This window comes from Thauera sp. 27, assembly GCF_000310125.2.
Lineage (GTDB): Bacteria > Pseudomonadota > Gammaproteobacteria > Burkholderiales > Rhodocyclaceae > Thauera > Thauera mechernichensis.
Window position 1 is genome coordinate 1 of sequence record NZ_AMXB01000038.1, and the last position, 21,953, is coordinate 21,953.

Sequence of the window (21,953 nt, forward strand, 5' to 3'; positions counted from 1 at the left end):
GCCGTAGGCGGCGGCCTCGCCGATGAGTTCGGCGACGGCCGCGTGGCGCGCCGTCGGCACGCTGCGCTCACGCAGCGGGTGGTGCAGGGCGTGGCGCAGCCAGCGCGAGCCCATGCTGGTGATGCAGGTATCGAGCAGCGAGAGCAGTGTGGGGGCCGCCTCGCCGCGCAGGGTCTCGGTCAGTTCCAGGTTGCGCCGTGTGGCGGCGTCCAGGCGCAGGTATTCGGACTCGCGCTCGACCGTGAGGCCGGTGACGTGGGCCAGGGTCTGGCGCTGAGTGGCCTGGGCGTAGTCGTAGAGCGCAGATGCGGCGCCGAGCGCCACCGGCAGGTCTTCGACGCCGAAGCCGACGAGATCGCGCGTACCGAAATGGCCGGTGAGCAGACGTGTCCCGGTGTCGGCGTCGAACTGCCAGTCGGCGAGCCTGCGCAGCGCCGGTGCCAGGTTGTCCAGGAGCGGCAGGGCGAGCCCGTCCGGCACCAGGACCTCGGCCGGGCGCAGGCGCTCGAACTGCGCCTGCAGCGCGTCCGACGGGCATTGCATGAGGCGAAAATCGCCATTGGCGAGGTTGAGCCAGGCCAGGCCGAGCACGCCGCGATGCATGTTCGCCGCCAGCAGCAGGGCGTCGCGGCGGTCGTCGAGCAAGGCGGCGTCTGTCAGCGTTCCCGGCGTGACGATGCGGCTCACCGCACGCTCCATCGGCCCCTTGGTCGTGCCCGGCTCGCCGACCTGCTCGGCAATCACCACCGACTCGCCCAGCTTGACCAGGCGGGCGAGGTACTGCTCGACGGCATGAAAGGGCACGCCCGCCATGCGGATCGGCTTGCCGCTGGACTGCCCGCGTGTGGTGAGGGTGATGTCGAGCAGCCGTGCTGCCTTCTCGGCATCTTCGAAGAAGAGCTCGTAGAAGTCGCCCATGCGGTAGAAGAGCAGGGTGCGCGGGTGCTGGGCCTTGATGCGCAGATACTGCTGCATCATGGGCGTGTGGGCGGCTATTTCGGCTTCGCTAAGCCGTTGTTGAGCTTGGATTTCTTCTCTTTCTTCCAGCATTTGTGCGGCTTCTAGCCTTTTAGCTGTACGTGCGTCTAGTTCCAGCAACGCCCGGTAACGATTGTCAAAACTTGCATTACGGAGTAGCTTTTCGCAGTCTCTTTAAGCGATTCCTACGCCGCACTTCGAAAACTGATGTTACGCCGCTGGCGGAGGTCTTGAGAACTTACGCTGCCATGACATTCGACGCCCGCACCATCAAGCTCCTCCCCGCGGGGCAGCATCTTACCAGCCCTGACTTTCCCGGACTCCGCATCGAGGCCAGCGCGCAGTACCGGACGTGGATCTATCGGTACAAGTCGCCGATCGACGGTCGCATGCGCCAGACCAAGATCGGCCGCTGGCCAGCCATGTCGCTGCATGCGGCTGTGACCAGGTGGGAGGAGTTGCGCGCCACCCGCGAGGCCGGCGTCGACCCCGCGCTCGAGGTGAAGCAGGCGCGAGAGGAAAAGCGCCAGGCCCACGCAGAGGCCAAGGCCGCGCAGATCCAGGCCGCCTACACCGTGGCCGACCTTTGCACCGACTACTACGAGGGCTACGTCCGCCTGTCACGCGCAAAGAAGGGCGCCGATGAGGTCCGGAGGATGTTCGACACCATGCTCGGGCCGTGCGGAGTCATGGCGGCGGCGGAGGTGACGCGGTCGCACGCCTTCGATCTGATCCAACACCACGCCGCGACTGCGCCAGTTCAGGCAAAAAAACTGCGCTCCGAACTAGGTGCGGCCTGGGACTATGCGAGTGACGCCGGCCGGCTGCCGGACACGGTACCCAACTGGTGGCGCCAGATCCTGCGCGGGAAGATCAAGTCGAAGGGGAAGAAGATCGCCGGCGAGCGTATCGGCACGGCAAAGCGCGTGCTGTCGCCGGAGGAGATTGGTACGCTGGTCCGATGGTTGCCGAACTTCACGGCACTGGTGGAGGATGCGCTGACGCTGTACCTATGTAACCGGTCACTGAGCGGCGTTCTTTGCCCGCCCGCGCCCACGCGGAACAATCCCTCCCACATTCATCAGGGAGGAGCCGGCAGTGACCAGGGCGACAGCGACCAACAACAAGTGGCGGCGGCGTAGCCGCCAGGAGTGGGAAACCGTCTTTGCGCGGTTTGCCGCGAGCGGCCTGGGGATCGAGCCGTTCTGCGCCCGCGAGGGGCTCAGCGAGTCGAGCTTCCGGCGCTGGCGTAGCCTGCTGGGCGAGCCGAGTACGCAGCCTGCCGCGCTGGCGATGGAGGCCACTGGCTTCGTCGACGCCGGCACGCTCAAACTCGGCGGCACGGGTCGCCTCGAACTGCGGCTCGACCTGGGCGACGGCGTGATCCTTCACCTGTCGCGCGGCTGATGTTCTTCCCCGAAGGCGCGGTCCGGGTCCATGTCTATGGCCGCCCGGTCGACATGCGCAAATCCTTCGACGGCCTGTACGCGCTCACACGCCAGGCGCTCGGCTGCGATCCGCTGTCGGGCGAGCTGTTCGTGTTCATCAACCGACGCGGCACGCAGATGAAGGTGCTGTACTGGGATCGCACCGGATTCTGCGTGTGGGCCAAGCGTCTCGAGCAGGGGCGCTTCGTGTCGAACTGGGCGCAGGTCCGCACGCGCCAGATGGACTGGACCGGGCTCAAACTCTTGCTCGAAGGCATCGAGCCGGCCCGCACCAAGCGCCGTTTCCAACTGCCCGCAAACGCCGTGCAACCCGCATGAATGCTGGGTTCTGCGGTAAAATACGCGCCATGCCCGCGCCGCACTGCACCCCCGTTCCGACCCTTGCCGAGGCCGCCCAGTGGGCGCCCGAGCGCATCGTCGAGATGGCGCAGGCGAACGTCGCCTTGCAGCGCGACATGGATGCGATGCGGCTCGAGTTTGCGGCACTCAAGCATCAGCTTGAGTGGTTCCGCCGCCAGCTCTTTGGCCAGAAGAGCGAGAAGCGCGTGGTGTCACCCGACACCACGCAGATGTATCTGGGCGAGTTGCCGATCCCCGACACACAGCCCGATGTCCCCGGCAAGACCGTGGCGGGACACACCCGTCGTGCGTCGCGCACCGACTTCACCCAGAGCAAGGACGACTCGGCGCTGTTCTTCGACGAGACGCGCGTCCCGGTCGAGACGATCACGCTCGCCAACCCCGAGACCGAGGGCCTCACCGCCGAACAGTTCGAGGTGATCGGCGAGAAGGTGAGCCATCGCCTGGCGCAGCGCCCGGGCAGCTACGTGATCCTCAAGTACGTACGCCCGGTCATCAAGCGCCGCGACACGCAGACGATCCACTGCCCGGCGGCCCCCGCCGGGGTGATCGACGGTAGCCGCGCCGACGTGAGCTTCATCGCCGGGCTCATCACCGACAAGTTCTGCTACCACCAGCCGCTGTACCGCCAGCATCAGCGGCTCGGGGACAACGGCATCCGGGTCTCGCGCCCGTGGCTCACGCAGCTCACCCACGCGGCGCTCGCGCTGCTCGAGCCGGTCTTTACGGCCCAGCTCGACTCGATCCGCGCAAGTCGCATCAAGGCGATGGACGAGACCCCGATCAAGGCCGGGCGCGCCGGCCCGGGGAAGATGAAGGGCGGCTACTTCTGGCCGGTGTATGGCGAGCGCGACGAAATCTGCTTCGCCTATCACGAGGGGCGTAGTGGCAAACACATTGCGCAGACCCTGGGGACCGACCCACCGCCCGAGGGGGCGGTGCTGCTCACCGACGGCTACGCGGCCTACGAACGTTACGCACAAAAATGCGGGCTCACGCGCGCGCAATGCTGGGCGCACTCGAGAAGAAAATTCTTCGAGGCCCAGTCGATCGAGCCCGAACGGGCGACGCAGGCATTGGAGATGATCGGCCAGCTCTACGCGGTAGAGCAGCACATCCGTGAGGCACAACTCATCGGCGAGGCACGCCGCGCATACCGGCTCGCCCAGGCCAAGCCGATGGTCGACCGGTTCTTCGACTGGGTCGACGCCCAGTTCGAATCCCAGGGGCTACTGCCGAGCTCACCGCTGACCACTGCCCTGGCCTACGTGCGTGAGCGCCGGGCCGCCCTCGAGGTCTACCTCGCCGACCCCGAGGTGCCGATCGACACCAACCACCTCGAGCGGGCGCTACGCGTAGTGCCGATGGGCCGCCGCAACTGGCTCTTCTGCTGGACCGAGGTCGGCGCGAAATACGTGGGGATCGCGCAGAGCCTGATCGCCACCTGTCGCCTGCACGACATCGACCCCTATGCCTATCTGGTCGATGTGCTCCAGCGCGTCGGCCAGCACCCTGCCGCCGATGTCGCGCAACTCACCCCAAGGCTGTGGAAGCAACACTTCGCGGCCAATCCGCTTCGATCCGATCTCCACCCGCGCTCGAAGTAGGCAAGAACGCCGCTCGGTTACCGCTTACGTACCTATGGACGGGCACGCGCGGCGCGGAGATCGTGGCGCTTGAGGGGAGGGAGGTCCGCCAGGAGACGGGTGGGATCTGGTGGTGGACGATCCCGAAGGCCAAGACCAAGAATGCGCGGCATGAGAATGCGACGGACTTGCGTGTGCCGCTGTTTGGGCGGGCACTGAATGTGGTGCTGCGCCGCAAGGAACGATTTGGAGATGGGTGGCTGTTCCCGGCCAAGCGGCGCGACGGCAAGGTAACGCACTCGGAGCAGAAGGCCGTGCAGGTGGCCGTCTACTACCATCAGCCGTACAGCACGACGCGGCCCGAGATCGAGCGCGCTCGATTGCCGGTGACGCATTGGGCTCCGCACGATCTTCGCCGGTCGGCGCGGACGCTGCTGGCGGCTATGGGCTGCCCGGGGGATGTGGCGGAGTCGGTGCTCGGCCACATGATTCCGGGGGTGGCTGGCGTGTACAACCGCCATCAGTATGACGAACAGCGGATTGAATGGCTGCGCCAGCTCTCGGAGCGCATCGAGGCGCTGGCGCAGCCAATTTGATCATGCTGTCACTCTAGCTGCGCGTGGTTTTGGCGAGCCGGTGTTTGGAGGTGGCGGAAGGTTCGATACTGGACGGGACTCGGCCCACTCCTGCACCTCGCGCACGAGCCAGCCTACGCGGCGCCCTGACATCTGCCGAGGCTGTGGAAATTGTCCTTGGCGCACCAACTCCTGAACCGTCGACTCCGAAAGTGCCACCGCCAGCGCAACCGTTGGCAGATCCATGAAGATCGGGTTAACGGGGATTCTTTTCTGCGCGCTCATACTGTCCCTTCCAGCATGTCCATGGTATTCGGGCAGCGATACTGCGGCAGTTCGTCCGCGGGGCTCCCCTTTCCTCCGGCCGCGGCCACGCGGCCGCTGGTCTTTGCCTTTTCCTTCGGTCTTCTCGCCGCGCTAGCGGCCTGGGCCTTGGGTTTCGTCGGCTTCACGGCGCGCGCGGGCGCAGCCTGTTTCGCGCGAGCGGCCGTTTTGGCCTTCTGGGTTTGGGCGGGTTCGTCGCCGGCCGGCGCAGCCTGGGGAGGGGTAGAAGGGGCTTCCGGCGCGTCGTGCTCGAGCGCGATCGCCGGAAGGTAGTGACGGCGGGTGCCATTGTGGAACAGCACGTCATAGCCATCGCCGCCGGCGGCGCCCTGGATCGTCCCAGGGGTATCATCGGCATTGATCGGCGTACCGTCGTCCCAGCACGCGCCGGGCCGGATCCTCACGCGCTGGCCAGCCTCGAACGTCGGCGCCGAGTACTCGCCCGCCGGCGCAGCCTGGGGAGGGGTAGGCGCTGATATCGCCACGCCGGCCTGGGGTGTCATCAATGCCCGAATCCGGTCGACGTCCAGTCCGGCCCGCTCAGCAGCAGCGACCAAGGGCGCCGGCGTGGCGATATCGTCCCCGTACGTTGGCACGTCCAAGGTGCTCACCAGCGCTAGATCGAGTAGTAGCAGCATGAGCTGCGGCGCATCGGCTTCCTCGATCATTTCGGTCAGTCGCCGACAGCGGCGGTAGTCCTCGTCCTGGTACTCGGAATCCCCGGGGCCGCGCGGGGGGGCGTCGGGGACGTACATGCGAGCGAGGATCTTGCTCGTCTCGCTCCCGCGTGCGGCAAAAAACTGGCGGGCGATCAGCGCAAGATCGTCCCGACTGAGGGCAGGCTTGGTCGTGGTGGCGGCGTTTAGCTGCGTCCGCGTGGCCGCGTGATGCGCATCGAACAGCGCGCGCCGGAACTTCTTCTCGGCCTTGCGCGCCTTTTCGCGCACGAGCTCACGCGGGTCCCGGTTGCTCTTGCTTGGCTTGATTCCGGCGGCCTTGAGCGCTTCGCTCAGATCCTGCTTGGCCACCATCGGCACGAGCGTGCCCTTCCGGTGGTCCTCGAGCATCACGATCTGCACGTCCTGCCCTTCGATCGCTTTGCGTGCGGTCTGGTAATGACCGCCGTAGTAGTCCTTCTCGTCAAGGGCCACGTAGTTGCCGGCGGTGGGGCCGTAGATGCCGTGCGGGGCGATCTTCTTCGCCGCCTCGCCGGTGATGACCTTGTGTCCGCCCTCGCGGGCGCGCGCTGCGGCTTGGGCCAGGTGCGCGGCACGCTTGTCCGCGTAACAGTTGGGGTCTGTGCAGACGTCTGGATGGATCCCCGGGTATGCCTCGGGGTCGTTGCCGGTGCGCTTGGGGCACTCGACGCAAGTCACCAGCCCCAGCGGACCTTTGCCCCCGAGGCCGGCTTCGACCGTAATCACGTAGTGCGCTGCGCGGTCGAACGGCGCCTTCGCCAGGTCGAGCATATAGCGGTTCTGGATGCAGGTCGCGGCCTGCCGCGCCGACATCGGGCCCTCGAAATGTCCCTCGCGGATTATCTCTTGCGCAGCCTGCACCTGTAGGGCGGGCACGGGGATGCGGGCGATGAGCAATGCGCGCGACGCGTCGAGCTTGCCATCCCGATAGAACTGCCGCGCCTCTGCGCACAGCGCGGTGAGCTTGAGTCGGCCGTATATGTACGCGCGGCTCTTGCCCACCTTGTCGGCCAGTTCGTCGGCGCTGTAGCCGTGGTCGCGCATCATCAGCTGGTAGCCCTCGGCCTCCTCGAGTTCGGTGACGTCGCGCCGCTGCAGGTTCTCGACGATCTGCGCCTCGAGTACCTGTCGGGTGGTGAGTGGCCGGACGAGAGCGGGGATGTCGGCGAGCCCGGCGAGCAGCGACGCCCGGTAGCGCCGCTCGCCTGCGACGATCTCGTACAGCGGGCGCTCTTCGCGGCCGTCGGGGGTGTCGTACTCGTCAGGCCACGGACGTGCGAGGATCGGCTGCATGACACCCTGCTCGCGGATAGAGGCGGCCAGGTCGGCGAGATCGGTCTCGCCGAAGGTCTTGCGCGGGTTCGTGGGGCTCGGCGCCAGGTGCGGTAGCGAGATGTCGTAGAAGGCGGGTTGGGCGGTCATGCGGTCCTCCGAGACTTGCGGTAGGTCTTGGTAAGCGGGCGGTTGATGCTGTGGCCGCGTCGTCGCAGGGTGTTGGCCAAGCGGGCGCGGTCGTGGTGGCTCTGCGGCGACTGGCGCAGCAGACCGAAATAGCTGTTGGCGGTCTCGTACAGGTCGGCCTGGTCGATCCGGCGCACGCGCTCGACCGCGACGCCGACGGTGCGGCGCCGGGTGCGGCGGCGCCAGGGCTTGATGACGTGGCCGACGAAGTCGACGCCGCGATCGACGGGCTGCAGGAGCGTCTTCGCGGGGTTGAGGCGGGCATTGAGCCTCCCCGGTAGGAAGGCCTCGATCTCGGCCAGGGCAGCGTTCAACCACTGCGGAGACTCGTGCAAGATGACGAAGTCGTCGACATAGCGCACGTAGTGCCGCGCGCCAACGCGGTGCTTGACGAACTGGTCGAGCGCGTCGAGATAGACGTTGGCAAAGAACTGGCTGCTCAGGTTGCCGATCGGCAGTCCGAGGTGCGCCGGCTGGCTGGCGAGCTGCTTGTGCGGCGGCACCCGCTCAAGCAGCTCGCGGGCGCCGCGCATCTCGTAGTTCTCGCGCGGGTCGTGGAACAGGATCAGCTCGGCGAGCTGCAGCCACCACGGCTCATGGATGCGGCTGGCGAGCTGTTCGCGCAGAATGGTCTTGTCGATCGCGACGAAGAAGTTCGCCAGGTCGCACTTCAGGTACCAGACCGGACGCGACCAGTTCTGCGTCACGCTGCGGATCTTGGCCTCGAGGCGCTCGGCGGCGTAGAGGGTGCCGCGACCGGGGATGCAGGCGCACGAGTCGGCGATGAAGCTCCGGTAGAAGCGCGGCGCGACGTGGTTGTAGAGGAGGTGATGGACGATGCGGTCTCGAAACTCTGCCGCCCACACCTCGCGCGCCTTGGGGCGCGCGACGACGAAGCAGATCGAGCGGCCGGGGCGGTAACTGCCGTCGGCGAGCTCGCCGTAGAGGCGCTCGAGGTTGCGCTCGAGGTCCTGCTCGAAGGCGAGGGCGCTGGCGGTGTTGCGCTTGTTCTTGCGGCAGGCGAAGTAGGCCACCGCCAGCGCCTCGAACGTAAAGCCCGCATGGGGGCACGCGGCTTGATCTGCGGACGGCGCGGGCACGACCCTCGTAGCTCTTGTTGTTGTTGTTCTGGTTGCCGTTGTTGAAGTTCCGATTCCAGGCATAGTCAGAGTCGGTGGCGTGCTGCGACCGATCGCGCTATCTACGTCGCCTCGCCGAAGGTCTTGGCCGATCAGCGGGGAAACTGCGCCGGACCGGACCCGGCTGCTGCCGGCGGTCTCCGAAGTGCGCATGGCGGTGGCCTCGTGGGCCAGCGGCGCGACCAGATCAAGATTTCGCACAGTCATGGTGGCCGTGACCATCACGAAACGGGCGACATTGCGGAGCGGCGCCATCCGCCGGCCTGCCGGCCAATGCTGGTGGTCAATTCCACCGCCTTGGCGTATTGCCCCGTGGAGATCAGGCGTTTGTCGCGGCCGAGCCGGAGCAGTAGCTCGGTCACCTGCAGGCGCTCGATCAGGGCTTCGAGGTGGGGCGCCTTCGCCCGGGCGGTGTTCGCCCGGAAGATCAGCACGACGATCTCGACGCATTCGTCCCGGAGCTTGCCGCCGATCGATGCCTTGAAGTCCCTCGGCATGTTCTTGGCGAGATCCGTGATGGCGTCGAGAAGGTCGTAAGCCACCTTGTAAATTGGCAGGGTCGTATGGAGTGCCATGCGGATGAAAAATGACTAAATTAATGAATCACTGATCTGCGGACGGCGCGGGCACGACCCTCGTAGCTCTTGTAGTTGTTGTCCTGGTTGCCGTTGAGGAAGAGCTGATACCAGGCAAAGTCAGAGTCGGTGGCGAGCTGCTCGCCCGACCAGTACCACCGCGGCTGAAACTGGTCGCGAAGGTTCGCGAAGAGCAGGGATTGTTCGCGCCGGGAGGGCAACTCTCCGCCGGCGGTGGTCGCCCATTCGCAGGCCTGCGCCCAGGTCACGTTCCCCGCCTCGCCGGGCAGGAGGATGAGGCGATAGTCCGGCTCGCCGTCCTTGCCAAGGATGATCCCGGCGTAGTGCTCGCCGGGCTGCAACGTGATCTCGGTCGCGGGGAGTGAAAACGTCTGCACCAGCGCCTGCGCTTCGAGGGCGGCGATCATGTTGGCCAAGCGCTGTTGCTCGGCCTTTACCGCATCGAGGGTGATGGTCGTCATCGGGTCACCTAGAAATTGATGAATGATTAAATGGGAAATCTGCGGACGGCGCGGGCACGACCCTCGTAGCTCTTGAGGAAGCTGTCCTGGTAGCCGCCGAGGAAGCGCTGACCCCAGGCAAAGTCAGAGTCGGTGGCGTGCTGCGATGAGCTCCAGTACCAGGCCGGATCGAAGGCCTCGAGGCCGCCTTCCTTGAAGGCCTCTGCGGTGGTTTGTGCGGGCATCTCCGGCGTGTAGGGCCGGGTCAGTTCGGGTGCGGCCAGGTTGATGCCGCTGCGGGCGTAGCAGTGGTTCTCGTCCTCTGTCGGCTTGAGGTTTCGGTAGCAGATCTCCAGCTCGTCCTGGCTCGGCAGGTACCAGTCGTCGACGCCGTCGATCTTGAGCGTGAGAGCCCAGGCCGCCAGCGGGCAGCCCGCTTCAGCCATCGCCCGGGTGTTCGCTCGTCCGTCGTCGTAGTGCTTGGCGCCGGGCACATCGGCATAGTCCTTGTGCCAGGAGCCCTTGGTCTCGCCCGTGGCCTTGGGGGCGATGACGAGCGCGTAGACCTGGCCGGAGATCTTCACTAGACCGGCGTAAAAGCCGCCGCCCATGGGCGTTCCGGGGGCAATCGAGAGGGGTGCTGCGGGAGTGGTTTCCATCGTGGGTCCTCGGGGTTGTGTTGCGGGGGTGGCGCTACTTCAGGGTGGGGCGGGAGCGCATGGCTCAGTGGAAGTTGGCTGCCTTGCACACCATGGCGCGCAGTGCGCTGATGTCGCGCCGACGGCCAACGAAGGTGTTGCGGGGCTGGGTCTGGCGGTACAGCAGGTAGTTGGTAACGCCGCGCGCGTCTTGCCGCTCGACCACGAAGAGGCCGTGGTCGTGGGCGATCTGCTTGGCTTCCTTGAGCTGCTGCAATGGGGAGTGGCGGCGGGTCATGTTGCGCTCTCCGCAAGCCCCGCTTTCTCGACCTCGATCTTGATGCAGGTCTCGTCCAGGTAGGCACGGGCCTCGCGCAGGGTGAGCGAGCCGGCGAGCTTGCGTAGCACAGCCGAGCACGAGCGGACGTCGTCGATGTCCTGCTGGGTGATCTCGTCGTCGAGCTCGAGCAAACGCGCAAAGCGGGTGATGGGCTCGGTCGGAACGTCCTTCCAGGCCTTGCGGCGCGCTGCGACCTGGTAGAACTCTGCGATGCCGCGGATTGCCTGCGCGCTGTTGTGCCAGCCGTTCGTGCCCGGGTCGTAGAGCTTGGGCTCGCCATCGACATACTCCGCGGTGCCGTCGATCTCGAGCTTGGTCAGGATCCGGTCTAGTGGCGCCCACACGCCGTGGATGTTCCACGGAATCAAGCGCAGGGGTAGGTCGGCACGCCTAGGTTTCTGGCGGGACGTGCGGGGCGCGCGCCGCATCGCCCTCTCGAACTTGCGGCGGTCGGCGCGAGAAAGCGAGGTCGGTTGATAGTTCATGCCTCCCTCCATTCCGCGCCGCGCACCGCCTTGCCGACGGGTACGAGTGCGAACACTTCGCCGCGCCCGCTGCCGTTGCGCGCGGCTGCCATTGCGGCCGCTTGGGCGGCTTCAGCCTTGCTAAAGGTGCGCAGCGGGCGCTTGGGCGCGCGCACCAGGTAGCCTGCGGGATCGATCGATTCCAGCGTCCGAGCGGCCGTGCTTTCAATCTGCTCCTGGAGCGCAATGCGCGCGCTGCGCTCGTAGGCGAGCTCGGCATTGGCCACGTCCAGTTGCTGGCGCAGATCCGTTTCAATCGGTTCGTCCACCGCAGCCGGCTCTGCCGAGAGGGAGGCAGCAGGCACCGGTGCGGGGTTGTGTTGGACGGCAGCGCCCGCAGGTTGAGTCGCGTTGGCACCTGCTACGCTGCTGCCGGTGTTTTGCTCCACCGCCGGCTGGGAGTTGATCCAGTACCACAACTCGTTCTTGCCCTTCTTTTTTGCACACTCGACGACCGCGTCGGTACGCAGGCGGTTGAGCTCGGTCGTGACCCGCGACGGGAAGTCGCGCTCTGTCGTCGCGGCCGCGATCTGCTTGAGCGTGGCTTCCTCTTGCCCGCTCAAGAAGGCGATGATCTGGTCGCGCAGCGGCGTGGCGTTTTTCTTGGTGCTCATTGAGCGGGCTCCGTAGTCAAGGAAAGTTCATAGGCCATCAGCCCTGTGTCGAACACAGCGTCGCTGACGTCGTTGTCGTCGATCGAGGGGTCGAGTGCGCGCAGGTCTGCGGTCAGCGCTTCCAGTCGGGCGGCGCTGGCGGGGGTCAGCATCACGGTTACCGGGATGCGCTCGTCTGGGCCGCCCGCGCAGTCCGGGAAGGGGTTCATGTCCAGGCTCACAGCAGCACCTGCTTGGCGTTGCGTTCGATGCGCCGGCGGATTGCCTCTGTGCTGATCGGCAGCAAGGGCGGCGCCTGCACCGCAGCGCGCAGGCGGTTCACGTGCGCGCGCTGCTGGGCGATCGCCGCCGGCCCGCGTGCTTCCATGTAGGCGAGGTCTGCTTCGGCCGCCTGCAGGCGGAGGTGGCGCGCCAGGCGCACGATGGGGCTCAGGGGGTTTCTCATGCTGCGATCTCCTCGACAACGATGGGGGTGTCCAGCCACTGGACTGACAGCAGCCAGCGTGCATCCGGGTGTTCGAACAAGGTGCTGCCCTGGGGGCTGCCGAACGACCGCAGCACCGCCAGCGCGGCGCGCACGTCCGGTTCGTCGGTCACCATGGCCTCGGCATGTACCAGCACGTCGTTCGACAGCCGGCCACGGCCGCCCGGCGCCGAATCGCGCCCTACCTGCATCAGCGTGATGCCGGTGATCTTGATCGGTGTCCCGCCGAGCACCGCCTCGATCGCTGCCAGTTCGTCGGTGCGCCAGGCGAGGAATCTCAGGTCCGATTCGTGCCGCTGCCGCAGCGTCTGCTCGGCCAGGGCCATCAGGGTGGGCGTGGCCGGTGCTCCACCACCCCCTGCGGCCTCACCCCCCAGGGCGCGGCGAGCCTCGGTTACGAGTTGGGTGAGCATCCCGGCGCCGATCAGACCGGCGTCGGGGTTGAGCGCGGCGACGCGCTCGGCGATGGCGCGTAGTGGGGAGGGGTGTGCAGACGTTTGCATGGCGGGCTCCATTGGCGGTGAGTGCGAACAGAGGTTAGCAAACGCTATCGTTCTAATCAATAGCAAACGCTAAGATTTTGCCGTCAGCGCGTACGTATTGCTTTCTTGTCATGTATTGCTAAGATGCAATACATGAAAGCAAAGCCGCTGACCCGCCGAACAGAGCGCCGCGACGACGGCAGCGCGATCCACCTGGTGATCTGGGAGCTGGATGCGCCGTTGGAACCCTGCCGGCATCCGTACAAGTACCGGCTGGCCTATGTGGTGGATGGGGTGTGCGTGGTGCGCTACGACAACGAGCGCGGCAAGGGCGACCACCGCCACGTCGGCGAACGCGAAGAGACTTATGAGTTCAGTACGCCGCGCCAGTTGGTGGCGGATTTCATGAACGACGTGAAGGAGTGGACGCGATGAAAGCCATCATCGAAGTGGCAGCCCCGAACAGCATCTTCGATGCCGCGCTGGCCGACCTGGCGGCCGGGGGCGATGCCGATTACCACCTGGCCTTCGAGTCGGCGCGCGCCTTGTTCGCCGAGGTCACGCCGGCGCGACTGGATTTGCTCGGGGTGTTGCGGCGGGCGGGGCCATGCTCGGTGTATGCGCTCGCCAAGGCGGCCGGGCGCAACTACTCGAACGTGCATACCGACGTGGCCAAGCTCGCCGAGCTCAACCTCATCGAGCGCACCGACGACGACGCGGTGTGCGTGCCGTTCGAAGAGGTCGAGATCCGCCTCGCCCTGGCGCAGGCGGCCTGAGCGCGTTTGCCGCGGCCCAGGCTTACTCGGCCATCTCCAGCAACGCGGTGGCGCCTTCCTCGGCGCTGGTTACCGGCTTCAGGCGGATGTTCACGTCGTCGGCCTCGCGCTCGATCTCGCGCTGGTTGCGCAGCGCGGAGGCGCGCTGCTTGTCGCCCAGCACGGGGTCGTTGGCGCGCGGCACGGCCAGCAGCAGCGCCGCGTGGGGGCGTCGCGCCGCTTCCTGCGCGCGGGCCAACTCCCACAGCCGTGCGCGCGCATCGCGCAGGCTCGAGGGCTGCTGCACTGGCCGCAGCACCCCGAAATGGATCACCGCGCGGTCGTTGAGAAAGCCGAAGCGCACCGGCTCGCCGTCGGGGTAGAACTTGGCGCGGCGGTTGAACCCGGCCGAAAGGTCCGGGCGCCGGGCCACCACGCGTTCGCGCACGTCGATAGTCCAGTGGCGCACCTGCTCGTCCTGGCTGGGCGCATCGGTGTCGTCCTGCTCATCCACCAGGTCGATGTTTGCCAGGCTGGAGAACATCGTTGCGGCGGTGCGCAACGCGTCGTCCACGCTCTCGGGCTCGGTGTGGCGCGCGCGCAGGCAGGTCAGCCCCATGCTGGCTTCGCCCTCCAGGGCGGCCAGGCCGCGGTGCTCGGCCACGGTGCGCAGGTCGTCGAGGCCGAACTCGATCAGCGCCTGCGGCCGCCCCAGCGCCTTGCCGTACAGCGCCTGCAGCGCGTCGTCGCGGATGATGCGGTGCGTGCTGATCTGCCCCGCAAAGCACACCACCACGCCGACCATGAGCCGCTCGCCGGTGCCCGCCACGGGCTCCCAGAAAACCGGCACCCAGCCGTCTTTCACGGGCTGAGCAAGTCCTTTTGCGGTTTCGGAAAGCATGCGATCACCCTGTTGGCTAGGTTCGGCAGGCGCTCGGCAACGAACTGCTCGAACGCCTCTCGGCATTCTAGCCAAGTTTCGGGGAGCTGCTCGGCCGCCGCGCTGATCGCCTCGTGCGCCAGGGTAAAGCACGCCGCCACCGCGGCGCGCTCGATGCGCTCGGCGGCGCCCACGGCCAGCATCAGCCCGGCCAGCTTGTTGATGCCCTTGGCCGCCGGGTCCAGCGCCGCGGCGTGGTCGATGTAGCTGCGCGATTCGCCGTCCCACAGGATGTTGCCCAGGTTGCGGTCGTGGTTGCCCAGCGCCTCGTCGGCGGCGATTACCAGCGGGGTTTCGTCCCACTCGCGCACCACCCGTGCGGCGGCCAGGGCGCGCGCGGCGCGTTCCGGCGCGGATAGCGTGGAGGCGATGCCGAAGCGGCGCTTGAGGCTGGGGTAGTGCGTGTCCAGGCTGGCAAAGAGCAGGGCGTCGCCGTCGCGCACCAGGGCGGCCGGCGGGGTGGGGATGCCCCAGCGCTCGAGCAACTGCGCGCAGAAGCACTCGACCGCCAGTTCGCGCGGGGGCAGCCGCTTGACGATGGCTTGCACGCTGCGCCCGTCGTCCAGGCGAATCTTCGCGCGCATCGGCGGGGGCTGGGTGGCGCCGTCGTCGAGCGGCGTCTCGGTGTCCGGGATCAGGCGTCCGCGCAGCATCAGTGTTTTTCCGGAGAGCTGGAGATCAGGGTCAGGATCGCCTGGCGCACGTGCTCGGGCAGCTCGTGAGTGGCAATGCCCTCGGTGACGGTGGCGAGGAACTCTTGATCCGCAGGCGGAAGACTGCGCGGGGATTGCTGATCAAGGTGGCCGTGCGGAAGACCGAGCCTTTTCTCCATGTTTCGTGCCGCTCGTTCACCGAAGTTGCGGTGGCGGTTCAGCAGCTGCGAAACGTAAGTCGGATCGACGCCGTCGTGCAACCGGGCAAACGCTGCCGGGCCGCCTGCAGACTCTACGAGTTCACGAAGAGCGCTTAATCGAGTTTCGCGGGTTGGATCGTCTGGCATTTCGGGATTCTCAAACGACGATAGCAATCGGTAAATTGATAGCTGCTATTGCCTCAGGGCTTAGCGTTTGCTATCGTTCTGAGCATGAGACTCAAGGACTACACCAAGGCGCACGGGCTGAAGCCGCTGGCGGGCAAGGTCGGCACGTCATCGGCCTACCTCAGCCAGATCGCACATGGCCACCGCGCGTGCTCCGAACCCCTGGCGCTCGCCATCGAACGCGAGACCGCCGGCGCCGTCACCGTGGCCGACCTGCGCCCCCAGTTCGCCGCGCTGCTCGCTGCGTGTGGCTATAGAAAGGGCGGCGAGCCGGCCGTCGAGATCGATGCCCCGATCGATCACCACGAGGCCGCGTGACGCGGCACAACCTCTGAGGAGCAATCGCATGTCCAACACCGTCCTGATCCATGGCCCGCAAGGTTGCGGCAAGACCCGCAACGCGCAGGCGCTCGCCGCGCACTTCGGCTGCAGTCGCATCGTCGATGACTGGGACGGCCAGTCGAGGATCGAGGATGGCTGCCTTGTCCTGATCAGCTCGATTGTCTTCGGATTCAAGGCGCCCGCATTGCCCGTCGGCTGTCGATTTGTTGCGTTCTCGAAGGCGATGGCCGAAGCCGGCCTGCCTTCCGAGGTCGACCACCACGAGGCCGCGTGACATGCAGTCCCTGACGACACCTTTCGCCATCGGTGTCGATGCCAGGCGCGAGAACGTCGAGGTCCTGTCCGGCCGCAACGGGTCGCGGCTGGTGGTCCCAGTGGCTGACTGGGCACTGCTTACAGCAGTCCTGCGCGACTTTGATCCGCAATCGTCACGACCCGAAAAACCTTGCCTTGATCTTTCCGAGTGAAGTGATGCGAGCGATAGAACGCCTGCACCAGCCTGGCTGCCTGCTGATCGGTCAGCGGATCGAACGAGACGACCTCGAAGTAGATCCCCTTGATCGTGAATCGCTTCGGATGCACGACGGACGGTATCGAGCTGCTCATGGTGCGCTCCTGTGGTGATGAACATGGTGGGTGAGATCTCCAATTCTATCCGCATGGGGCGCGCCGCCCGTTTTGCATGCTTGTCTCCCTCGGCCGTCTCGGCTGTTTGCGCCGGGTGGCGGTGCCGCCCGGCGTTCTTTTTCGGCTGAGGTTGAGGCGAGTCTAGGTGTGATGTTTCGAGAAGGGGACTGAGGGAATAACAAGATGACTCACGCAACTCCTGACCGCGCAGACGCTGTTCTGGCGCTGCATGCGGACGCTAAGCACTACCCCGGCGGTATTGCTGCCCTGGCGCGCCTGATCGGGCGTAGCCCCGGGATCCTGTACAACAAGTTCAGCGACTCCATGCCGAACTACGAGGTGACCGACCACGAGGCGGACGCGATAGCCGCGGCAATCCTGGAGAAGACGGGCGCGACGGGCTACATCGAGGCCAAGTGCGCAGGGTTCGGCGGGCTGTTCGTGCCGCTGCCGGTGAGCGAGGCCGGTGAGGGCGATCTGCTGCAGGCGCAGCTGGAGATGATGCGCCGCTTTGGCGAGTTGGCGCATGAGTACACTGAGTCGCGCCGCGACGGGCTCATCACACTCGACGAGGTGGCGGCGTTGCGGGTGGCCGGAAACCGCGTTGTCCGGGCGGTGTATGCCTTCCTGAAGGAGGTCGAAAGCCAGGTTAAGCCTGGTGACGACGTTGTCCACCCGATCTCTGCGGTGCGCTGAGGCGTTATGCAGGGTGTAACCGACCTGCCACCTCCCTGGGGTGACTTGCCCGCCTACAGGGCCGAGTTCCGCGCGCGCAATCCGCTGCCCGGCGCTGCGCCGGCCGGGCTTGCTGATCGCGCACAGTGGTTGCTGTGGCGTTATGAGCCGGGCGAGACGCCGGAGAAGAAGCCGCGCAAGATGCCTTACTACGCGGACGGTGGCCGGCGGTGGAAAGAGCAGGGGAGCGAGCGCGACCGCTCGCACCTGGTGCCATTCGCCGCGGCCGTGTCAGCGGCCGGGCGGGGCGATTTCGACGGGGTTGGGTTTGCCTTCCTGCCCGGCGATGGCCTGCTGGGCATCGACCTGGACGGGATGATCGATGCCGAGTCGGGCGAGGTGGCGGACCGCTGCCTGTCGATCATCCTGGCCTGCGACAGCTACACTGAGTACTCGCCCTCGGGCACCGGGGTGCACATCATCTGCGCCGCGCCGGCCGATGGCGAGGTGAGCACCTTCAAGAACAACAAGGTGGGGATCGAGGTCTTCACCGGGCGGCAGTATTTCACCTTCACCGGCCGCGCCTGGTGCGGGGGCCCTGACGAGGTGCGCGAGATCTCGCAGGTGACCTTGCGCCGGCTGTACGTCACGGTGAAGGGTAAGCCGGCCGCCGCCGCGCCTGTGGCGGTGCCGGCCGCGCCACCCGCAACGGCGGTGGATATCGGAGGCGGGCGCCAGCGCAGCCGGGCGGAGACGGTGGCGCTGGCCGAAGATGCGCTGGCGTTTCTGTCGCCCGACGAGTACGCGGAGTGGATCGAAACCGGCATGGCGCTCGTGGAACTGGGCGCACCGGGCTACATGGTGTGGGACGCGTGGTCGTCGCGCAGCCCCAAGTACGCCGGGCCGGACGATACCGCCAAGCGCTGGGCGGGCTTCAAGCCCACGAACATTTCGATGGGAACGGTGTTCGCGCGCGCCGAAGCGGCGGGGTGGGTGTCGCCCTGGGCCAAGGCGCGGGCAAGAAAGCCGCGTGCGCACAAGGCAACACCTCCCTCACCCTCACCCTCACCCTCACCTGCGCCCCCGCCGACGGAACCGCCGGCCGATCCCCGCCCGCCTGTCCCGGATGACGATGCGGCGCACTTCGACTTCGCCCCCACCGCGACGGCAGCTCCCGCGGGGGCCGGTCAAGGTGCGCCCGGTGCTCCCCCCGGTGACGACGAGCCGCCCGACGAGTGGGAACGCGATCTGCTCGAGAAGAAGGGCGACATCAGCCCGTGTCTCGCTAATGCGGAGCTGATCCTGTCGTGCATGCGCGAGTGGCGCGGCGCGATCGGCTACAACGAGTTCGCTGAGAAGACAGAGTTTCGCCGCCCGATTCCATGCGAGCGCAACGGACCGGACGCTGGGGAATGGACGGATCTGCTCGACATCACCACGGCCATTTGGCTTCAACGCAAGTGGGGGGTGGAGTTCAGCGCGAGTACCGTAGCGCAGGCGGTGGAGGTGCTGGCACGCAGACACCGCTTCCACCCCGTTCGCGAGGCACTCGAGGCGCTGCCGCCGTGGGACGGCGTGCGCCGCAACGCGCACTGGCTGAGCGACTTCCTGGGCGTGGAGCACAGCGAGTATGTAGCGTTGGTCGGGCAGTTCTTTCTTCGCGGCATGATCAAGCGCGTGATGGAGCCCGGCTGCAAGTTCGACTACTGCCTGGTGCTGGAAGGCGAGCAGGGGAGGGGTAAATCGACTGCCGCGCGCATCCTGTCCTGGCACTGGTTTGCCGATACCGACCTCGATCTGAGCAACAAAGACTCGTTGATGGCGCTGCCGGGCCACTGGGTCTATGAGATCGCGGAGCTGGGCTCGTTGATGAAGGCGGAGGAGCGCAAGCAAAAGTCGTTCCTCAGCCGGCAGGATGACGAGTATCGCCCCCCGTATGGCAAACGCATCATCAAGGTGCCGCGCCAGTCGGTGTTCATCGGGACGACCAACGAGGAGGAATACCTCAAGGACGCGACCGGGGCACGCCGATTCTGGCCGGTGATGTGCGCGGGCGATTTCGACCTCGACGGTCTGCTGGCCGTGCGCGAGCTGCTGTTTGCCGAGGCGCTGCACGACTACCGCAGCGGCGAACGCTGCTGGCCCACGCACGACGAGCAGCGCGCGCTGTTCAACCCTGAGCAGGCCAAGCGGGGCATGCCCGAGCCGTTCGAGGACTACCTGTACGACTGGGTCAATAAGCAGCCCGGCCCGTTCAGCATGGCGGACGTGGCTGCAGGCCCGCTCAATCTCACGCCGGACAAGCTCACCCCTGCGGTGGTGACACGCATCGGCATCACCCTCCGCAAGCTCGGCTGCGGGCGTAAGGAAGATCGGCTTGCCGCTGACCCGGGTCGCCGTCGTCTTTACACGCCGCCGAGTATTAATAAGGGTGTAAGCGATATTCGTGCCAGCGCAGTGCCGGTGCGGGTTTCACCGCCGTCGAGCGAAGGGGGCAGCCGTGCGCCGTTCTGATCGCTCTGTGGCTGCGTTCCCACCCTCCGCTCCCAACCTTCCCAGCCTCTGCGCAGAGGTTGGGAAGCTGCAGCCCGCGTCGTTGCTGAGGGTTCCCAACCTTCCCAGCCTTCCCAGCCTCGTCCCTCACGTGTGCGCGCCCGCGCGTGTACGAGGGCGCGGGGGCACACGCACGCCCCCGCGCGTGCACGCGTGTGCACCGGACAAAAAAAGGTTGGGAAGGTTGGGAAGGTTGGGAACAGGCAGTGTTGGTAAGGCTTCTGGCTTCCCACCCTCTGTCCTGAGGTTGGGAAGGTTGGGAATCAAGGCTGGGAAACGCGAGGAGGCAGTGCCGTGGAAACGATGAAAACGGTGATCGACAAGATGCGCAGCGACTTCGTCCGGGTGGCGGAGGTGCGCAAGGTGCGCGGCGACTGGAGCGAGGCCGACGAGAAGGAGATCGGCGCCGCGATCAAGGCCGCGGTGGAGAAGGGCGACCCCGACATGATCCTGAGCTGGGCTGCTTGGCTTGCAGACCTCTCGCATGCGATCGCGGCATGGGATCTGATCGTTCGCGGCAGCGTGGCGCGTATGCGCGCTCAGGCCCGCCAGGAACGCGAGGCGCGCGAACTGGCTGGGAAGGGGAAACGGTGATGGTGGCGAGGCTCAGCGTGAAGTCAGACATTGACCAGGTGATCGGTCGCGTGGCAAGGGCTGCGCCCCATGCGGTCGAGATCGCCACCCAGCGCGCGCTGCTGCACACGGCCCGAGAGGTGAAAAATGCCGAGGTTCGCGAGATGGGGCGCGTGTTCGATCGCCCCACCCGCTGGACCCTCAACAGCTTCCAGGTGCGGCTGGACAAGGCCGCGCTGCAGGCTCGCGTCGAGATCAAGGACGGCTACTGGTATCGGGCGGACAACTACCTGCAGACTCAGATTGAAGGCGGCAGCCGAAAGAGCAAGGCATTTGAGACTGCGCTGCGGCGGGTGGGCGTGCTTCCTGCGGGCTGGTTCATTGTCCCTGGTGAGAAAGCGTCGCTGGATGCGTTCGGGAACATCAGCGTTGGGCAAATCAGGCAGATCCTGTCGTGGTTCGATGCCGCTGAGATGGTTGCGGGCAGCATGCAGAACATGGGCGAAAGGGGCAGGGAGAAGCGTCGCAGAGGGACGCGCACCCGGCGAGGGTTCGAGTATTTCGTCGCGCAGCCCGGCAGCCGGGTGGGGCGCGGGTCATGGAAGAACGGGCGCCCTCAGAACCTGCAGCCGGGCGTGTATCGCCGCACTGCTTTCGGCTTCGGCTCCGCCATCGAGCCGATTCTGATCTTCGTGACCCGCGCCAACTACAAGCCCCGCTTCGACTTCTACGGAGTCGCGCAGCGCACGGTCGATCGTGAGTTCAAGCCACGCCTCGATGCCGCGCTGCAGTTCGAGCTCGACCGGCTGTCCGGCGCCGCGGGTCCTTCCAGATGACCACCAGCAAGGGTAATTCGAACCCCGTTCTTCCACTGTTTATCAACCTTCCTAAGGGGGTTCCGGTTTTGAGCACTCAACACGACATCATCGAGCACATCGACCCGGAGGCGCTGACGCCGCATCCGGATAACAGCATGAAGCACGGCGACGGGCAGATCACCCAGCTCGTGGCTAGCTTCGAGCAATTCGGCTTCAACGGAGTGATCGTCATCGACGAGAGCAACGTGGTGCTGGCGGGTCATGGGCGCCGATTGGCGGCGATCCGCGCCGGCATGAAGACGGTGCCCTGCCTGCGCCGTGCAGGGCTGAGCGAGGCACAGAAGCGCGCGTACATCATCGCCGACAACCAGATCGGCCGTAACGGCGAGTGGGACGAAGCCGTCCTGGCGCAGCAACTGGCCCTGTTGAAGGATGACGGCTTCGACCTCGATACGCTCGGCATCGGCGCGGACGCCCTCGCATCGTTGGCGGATCTCGGCGAGGCGCCGACGGAGCAGGCCTCGGATACGGAGAAGGCTCCGCCCGCCTCGCCTGCCATCAAGCGCCGCCGTGGCGTAGAGGCAATCGAGGATGTGATCAACGAGCGCGAGCGTCAGATTGCGGTCGAGGGCTGGGCACCTGCGCACGACGACAGGTATCAGGCGGGCGAACTGCCCCGTGCGGCGGCCTGCTACGCGCTGCATGGCTGCGCCCCGCAGCAGGACGATGGCTGCTCGTCGCAATGGCCGTTTCCGGCCGCATGGTGGAAGCCTGGCGCGCCGCGGCGCAACCTGGTGAAAGCAGCTGCGCTGCTGATTGCGGAGATTGAGCGCCTGGACCGCGACGCGAAGCGGCGGGCAGTGATCGCCGAGGCCGCTGCCAAGGCTGCCGCGAAAGCTGCCGAAAAACTTGACCGTGCCGCCGCAAAGAGCGAGCGCTAATCC

30 protein-coding genes and 1 pseudogene are annotated in these 21,953 nt (G+C 66.4%); 14 read left to right on the forward strand and 17 right to left on the reverse strand.

What is annotated here, in order from left to right; genetic code table 11:
* Positions 1–975: pseudogene (locus tag B447_RS17400) on the reverse strand (DNA mismatch repair protein MutS); the annotation flags it as partial.
* Between the two features lie 251 nt (positions 976–1,226).
* Here B447_RS17400 and B447_RS17405 point away from each other — a divergent pair.
* Genes B447_RS17405 through B447_RS17425 form a run of 5 tightly spaced genes read left to right on the forward strand, consistent with a single transcriptional unit; the run spans position 1,227 to position 4,968 of the window.
* On the forward strand, positions 1,227–2,120 hold the full coding sequence (locus B447_RS17405) for an integrase arm-type DNA-binding domain-containing protein (RefSeq protein WP_002943505.1): 894 nt from the start codon (positions 1,227–1,229) through the stop codon (positions 2,118–2,120).
* Positions 2,077–2,385 (forward strand): IS66 family insertion sequence element accessory protein TnpA, encoded by a 309-nt coding sequence (tnpA, locus tag B447_RS17410; protein WP_002937029.1) that lies wholly within the window; start codon positions 2,077–2,079, stop codon positions 2,383–2,385. The genes B447_RS17405 and tnpA overlap by 44 nt, the downstream gene beginning before the upstream one ends.
* Positions 2,385–2,744 (forward strand): IS66 family insertion sequence element accessory protein TnpB, encoded by a 360-nt coding sequence (gene tnpB / locus B447_RS17415; RefSeq protein ID WP_002937031.1) that lies wholly within the window; start codon positions 2,385–2,387, stop codon positions 2,742–2,744. Before tnpA ends, tnpB begins: the two co-directional genes overlap by 1 nt.
* A 29-nt stretch (positions 2,745–2,773) precedes the next feature.
* Entirely contained in the window at positions 2,774–4,393 is a 1,620-nt protein-coding gene (gene tnpC, locus B447_RS17420; protein WP_002937033.1) for an IS66 family transposase, read from the forward strand.
* Complete coding sequence (locus B447_RS17425; protein ID WP_083491491.1) at positions 4,333–4,968, forward strand: tyrosine-type recombinase/integrase; 636 nt, start codon at positions 4,333–4,335, stop codon at positions 4,966–4,968. Before tnpC ends, B447_RS17425 begins: the two co-directional genes overlap by 61 nt.
* On the opposite strand, the gene B447_RS22330 is transcribed toward B447_RS17425, so the two are convergent.
* The 12 genes from B447_RS22330 to B447_RS17480 form a co-directional block, all read right to left on the reverse strand.
* Positions 4,969–5,232: a helix-turn-helix transcriptional regulator gene (locus B447_RS22330; RefSeq protein WP_002943512.1), complete on the reverse strand. Its 264-nt coding sequence runs from the start codon at positions 5,230–5,232 to the stop codon at positions 4,969–4,971.
* On the reverse strand, positions 5,229–7,391 hold the full coding sequence (locus B447_RS21920) for a ParB/RepB/Spo0J family partition protein (protein WP_002943514.1): 2,163 nt from the start codon (positions 7,389–7,391) through the stop codon (positions 5,229–5,231). The genes B447_RS22330 and B447_RS21920 overlap by 4 nt, the downstream gene beginning before the upstream one ends.
* Positions 7,388–8,530, reverse strand: a complete 1,143-nt coding sequence (locus tag B447_RS17435; protein ID WP_002943515.1) for an RNA-directed DNA polymerase — start codon at positions 8,528–8,530, stop codon at positions 7,388–7,390. Before B447_RS17435 ends, B447_RS21920 begins: the two co-directional genes overlap by 4 nt.
* A 260-nt stretch (positions 8,531–8,790) precedes the next feature.
* Positions 8,791–9,144: a four helix bundle protein gene (locus tag B447_RS17440; protein ID WP_002943517.1), complete on the reverse strand. Its 354-nt coding sequence runs from the start codon at positions 9,142–9,144 to the stop codon at positions 8,791–8,793.
* Positions 9,145–9,164: 20 nt separating this feature from the next.
* Positions 9,165–9,626, reverse strand: coding sequence for a DUF1566 domain-containing protein (locus B447_RS17445; protein WP_002943519.1), 462 nt, complete (start codon positions 9,624–9,626; stop codon positions 9,165–9,167).
* A 26-nt stretch (positions 9,627–9,652) separates the two neighbouring features.
* Positions 9,653–10,264, reverse strand: a complete 612-nt coding sequence (locus B447_RS17450; RefSeq protein WP_037983086.1) for a DUF1566 domain-containing protein — start codon at positions 10,262–10,264, stop codon at positions 9,653–9,655.
* Between the two features lie 64 nt (positions 10,265–10,328).
* Positions 10,329–10,541, reverse strand: a complete 213-nt coding sequence (locus B447_RS17455) for a hypothetical protein (RefSeq protein WP_002943527.1) — start codon at positions 10,539–10,541, stop codon at positions 10,329–10,331.
* Positions 10,538–11,068, reverse strand: coding sequence for a hypothetical protein (locus tag B447_RS17460; protein WP_002943529.1), 531 nt, complete (start codon positions 11,066–11,068; stop codon positions 10,538–10,540). Before B447_RS17460 ends, B447_RS17455 begins: the two co-directional genes overlap by 4 nt.
* Positions 11,065–11,721, reverse strand: a complete 657-nt coding sequence (locus B447_RS17465) for a hypothetical protein (RefSeq protein ID WP_002943532.1) — start codon at positions 11,719–11,721, stop codon at positions 11,065–11,067. Before B447_RS17465 ends, B447_RS17460 begins: the two co-directional genes overlap by 4 nt.
* Positions 11,718–11,930, reverse strand: coding sequence for a hypothetical protein (locus B447_RS17470; protein ID WP_157384718.1), 213 nt, complete (start codon positions 11,928–11,930; stop codon positions 11,718–11,720). Before B447_RS17470 ends, B447_RS17465 begins: the two co-directional genes overlap by 4 nt.
* A gap of 8 nt (positions 11,931–11,938) precedes the next feature.
* The gene (locus B447_RS17475; RefSeq protein WP_002943536.1) at positions 11,939–12,166 is read right to left on the reverse strand and encodes a hypothetical protein; all 228 of its coding nucleotides are present in this window, start codon (positions 12,164–12,166) and stop codon (positions 11,939–11,941) included.
* The gene (locus tag B447_RS17480; RefSeq protein ID WP_002943537.1) at positions 12,163–12,708 is read right to left on the reverse strand and encodes a hypothetical protein; all 546 of its coding nucleotides are present in this window, start codon (positions 12,706–12,708) and stop codon (positions 12,163–12,165) included. Before B447_RS17480 ends, B447_RS17475 begins: the two co-directional genes overlap by 4 nt.
* 132 nt (positions 12,709–12,840) lie before the next feature.
* Here B447_RS17480 and B447_RS17485 point away from each other — a divergent pair, with 132 nt between their 5' ends.
* Positions 12,841–13,122: a toxin-antitoxin system TumE family protein gene (locus B447_RS17485; protein ID WP_002943538.1), complete on the forward strand. Its 282-nt coding sequence runs from the start codon at positions 12,841–12,843 to the stop codon at positions 13,120–13,122.
* Positions 13,119–13,463 (forward strand): HVO_A0114 family putative DNA-binding protein, encoded by a 345-nt coding sequence (locus B447_RS17490; protein ID WP_002943539.1) that lies wholly within the window; start codon positions 13,119–13,121, stop codon positions 13,461–13,463. The genes B447_RS17485 and B447_RS17490 overlap by 4 nt, the downstream gene beginning before the upstream one ends.
* A gap of 22 nt (positions 13,464–13,485) precedes the next feature.
* Here B447_RS17490 and B447_RS21925 read toward each other — a convergent pair whose 3' ends face one another.
* The 3 genes from B447_RS21925 to B447_RS22650 are packed head-to-tail and all read right to left on the reverse strand — an operon-like array spanning position 13,486 to position 15,382.
* Entirely contained in the window at positions 13,486–14,307 is an 822-nt protein-coding gene (locus B447_RS21925; protein ID WP_002943540.1) for a hypothetical protein, read from the reverse strand.
* The gene (locus B447_RS17505; RefSeq protein WP_002943541.1) at positions 14,304–15,035 is read right to left on the reverse strand and encodes a HipA family kinase; all 732 of its coding nucleotides are present in this window, start codon (positions 15,033–15,035) and stop codon (positions 14,304–14,306) included. The genes B447_RS21925 and B447_RS17505 overlap by 4 nt, the downstream gene beginning before the upstream one ends.
* Positions 15,035–15,382, reverse strand: a complete 348-nt coding sequence (locus B447_RS22650) for a hypothetical protein (RefSeq protein ID WP_157384719.1) — start codon at positions 15,380–15,382, stop codon at positions 15,035–15,037. The genes B447_RS17505 and B447_RS22650 overlap by 1 nt, the downstream gene beginning before the upstream one ends.
* Before the next feature lie 84 nt (positions 15,383–15,466).
* Here B447_RS22650 and B447_RS17515 point away from each other — a divergent pair, with 84 nt between their 5' ends.
* Positions 15,467–15,739, forward strand: coding sequence for a transcriptional regulator (locus B447_RS17515; protein ID WP_002943544.1), 273 nt, complete (start codon positions 15,467–15,469; stop codon positions 15,737–15,739).
* A gap of 28 nt (positions 15,740–15,767) precedes the next feature.
* Positions 15,768–16,037 carry a hypothetical protein gene (locus tag B447_RS17520; protein WP_002943545.1) on the forward strand — a complete coding sequence of 90 codons (270 nt, stop codon included), beginning with the start codon at positions 15,768–15,770 and terminating at the stop codon, positions 16,035–16,037.
* Positions 16,038–16,156: 119 nt separating this feature from the next.
* Here B447_RS17520 and B447_RS17525 read toward each other — a convergent pair whose 3' ends face one another.
* A complete protein-coding gene (locus B447_RS17525; protein ID WP_002943546.1) occupies positions 16,157–16,369 on the reverse strand; it encodes a hypothetical protein in 213 nt (70 codons plus the stop codon).
* 204 nt (positions 16,370–16,573) lie between these two features.
* Here B447_RS17525 and B447_RS17530 point away from each other — a divergent pair, with 204 nt between their 5' ends.
* The 5 genes from B447_RS17530 to B447_RS21935 all read left to right on the forward strand — a co-directional run bounded on the left by B447_RS17530 (position 16,574) and on the right by B447_RS21935 (position 21,950).
* A complete protein-coding gene (locus B447_RS17530) occupies positions 16,574–17,086 on the forward strand; it encodes a phage regulatory CII family protein (protein WP_002943547.1) in 513 nt (170 codons plus the stop codon).
* Positions 17,087–17,131: 45 nt separating this feature from the next.
* On the forward strand, positions 17,132–19,579 hold the full coding sequence (locus tag B447_RS21930) for a VapE domain-containing protein (RefSeq protein ID WP_157384720.1): 2,448 nt from the start codon (positions 17,132–17,134) through the stop codon (positions 19,577–19,579).
* A gap of 342 nt (positions 19,580–19,921) precedes the next feature.
* On the forward strand, positions 19,922–20,212 hold the full coding sequence (locus tag B447_RS17540) for a hypothetical protein (RefSeq protein ID WP_157384724.1): 291 nt from the start codon (positions 19,922–19,924) through the stop codon (positions 20,210–20,212).
* Positions 20,212–21,027: a hypothetical protein gene (locus tag B447_RS17545; protein ID WP_002943556.1), complete on the forward strand. Its 816-nt coding sequence runs from the start codon at positions 20,212–20,214 to the stop codon at positions 21,025–21,027. Before B447_RS17540 ends, B447_RS17545 begins: the two co-directional genes overlap by 1 nt.
* Positions 21,024–21,950: a ParB/Srx family N-terminal domain-containing protein gene (locus tag B447_RS21935; protein ID WP_083491492.1), complete on the forward strand. Its 927-nt coding sequence runs from the start codon at positions 21,024–21,026 to the stop codon at positions 21,948–21,950. Before B447_RS17545 ends, B447_RS21935 begins: the two co-directional genes overlap by 4 nt.
* Positions 21,951–21,953 lie beyond the last annotated feature (3 nt).

Excerpts from the sequence above, each read along its gene's own strand:
- B447_RS17405 (WP_002943505.1), top strand. The coding sequence starts at position 1,227 with ATGACATTCGACGCCCGCACCATCAAGCTCCTCCCCGCGGGGCAGCAT.
- tnpB (WP_002937031.1), top strand. The coding sequence starts at position 2,385 with ATGTTCTTCCCCGAAGGCGCGGTCCGGGTCCATGTCTATGGCCGCCCG.
- tnpC (WP_002937033.1), top strand. The coding sequence starts at position 2,774 with ATGCCCGCGCCGCACTGCACCCCCGTTCCGACCCTTGCCGAGGCCGCC.
- B447_RS22330 (WP_002943512.1), bottom strand. The coding sequence starts at position 5,232 with ATGAGCGCGCAGAAAAGAATCCCCGTTAACCCGATCTTCATGGATCTG.
- B447_RS21920 (WP_002943514.1), bottom strand. The coding sequence starts at position 7,391 with ATGACCGCCCAACCCGCCTTCTACGACATCTCGCTACCGCACCTGGCG.
- B447_RS17440 (WP_002943517.1), bottom strand. The coding sequence starts at position 9,144 with ATGGCACTCCATACGACCCTGCCAATTTACAAGGTGGCTTACGACCTT.
- B447_RS17445 (WP_002943519.1), bottom strand. The coding sequence starts at position 9,626 with ATGACGACCATCACCCTCGATGCGGTAAAGGCCGAGCAACAGCGCTTG.
- B447_RS17450 (WP_037983086.1), bottom strand. The coding sequence starts at position 10,264 with ATGGAAACCACTCCCGCAGCACCCCTCTCGATTGCCCCCGGAACGCCC.
- B447_RS17455 (WP_002943527.1), bottom strand. The coding sequence starts at position 10,541 with ATGACCCGCCGCCACTCCCCATTGCAGCAGCTCAAGGAAGCCAAGCAG.
- B447_RS17460 (WP_002943529.1), bottom strand. The coding sequence starts at position 11,068 with ATGAACTATCAACCGACCTCGCTTTCTCGCGCCGACCGCCGCAAGTTC.
- B447_RS17465 (WP_002943532.1), bottom strand. The coding sequence starts at position 11,721 with ATGAGCACCAAGAAAAACGCCACGCCGCTGCGCGACCAGATCATCGCC.
- B447_RS17470 (WP_157384718.1), bottom strand. The coding sequence starts at position 11,930 with ATGAACCCCTTCCCGGACTGCGCGGGCGGCCCAGACGAGCGCATCCCG.
- B447_RS17475 (WP_002943536.1), bottom strand. The coding sequence starts at position 12,166 with ATGAGAAACCCCCTGAGCCCCATCGTGCGCCTGGCGCGCCACCTCCGC.
- B447_RS17480 (WP_002943537.1), bottom strand. The coding sequence starts at position 12,708 with ATGCAAACGTCTGCACACCCCTCCCCACTACGCGCCATCGCCGAGCGC.
- B447_RS17485 (WP_002943538.1), top strand. The coding sequence starts at position 12,841 with ATGAAAGCAAAGCCGCTGACCCGCCGAACAGAGCGCCGCGACGACGGC.
- B447_RS17490 (WP_002943539.1), top strand. The coding sequence starts at position 13,119 with ATGAAAGCCATCATCGAAGTGGCAGCCCCGAACAGCATCTTCGATGCC.
- B447_RS17505 (WP_002943541.1), bottom strand. The coding sequence starts at position 15,035 with ATGCTGCGCGGACGCCTGATCCCGGACACCGAGACGCCGCTCGACGAC.
- B447_RS22650 (WP_157384719.1), bottom strand. The coding sequence starts at position 15,382 with ATGCCAGACGATCCAACCCGCGAAACTCGATTAAGCGCTCTTCGTGAA.
- B447_RS17515 (WP_002943544.1), top strand. The coding sequence starts at position 15,467 with ATGAGACTCAAGGACTACACCAAGGCGCACGGGCTGAAGCCGCTGGCG.
- B447_RS17520 (WP_002943545.1), top strand. The coding sequence starts at position 15,768 with ATGTCCAACACCGTCCTGATCCATGGCCCGCAAGGTTGCGGCAAGACC.
- B447_RS17525 (WP_002943546.1), bottom strand. The coding sequence starts at position 16,369 with ATGAGCAGCTCGATACCGTCCGTCGTGCATCCGAAGCGATTCACGATC.
- B447_RS17530 (WP_002943547.1), top strand. The coding sequence starts at position 16,574 with ATGACTCACGCAACTCCTGACCGCGCAGACGCTGTTCTGGCGCTGCAT.
- B447_RS17540 (WP_157384724.1), top strand. The coding sequence starts at position 19,922 with ATGAAAACGGTGATCGACAAGATGCGCAGCGACTTCGTCCGGGTGGCG.
- B447_RS17545 (WP_002943556.1), top strand. The coding sequence starts at position 20,212 with ATGGTGGCGAGGCTCAGCGTGAAGTCAGACATTGACCAGGTGATCGGT.
- B447_RS21935 (WP_083491492.1), top strand. The coding sequence starts at position 21,024 with ATGACCACCAGCAAGGGTAATTCGAACCCCGTTCTTCCACTGTTTATC.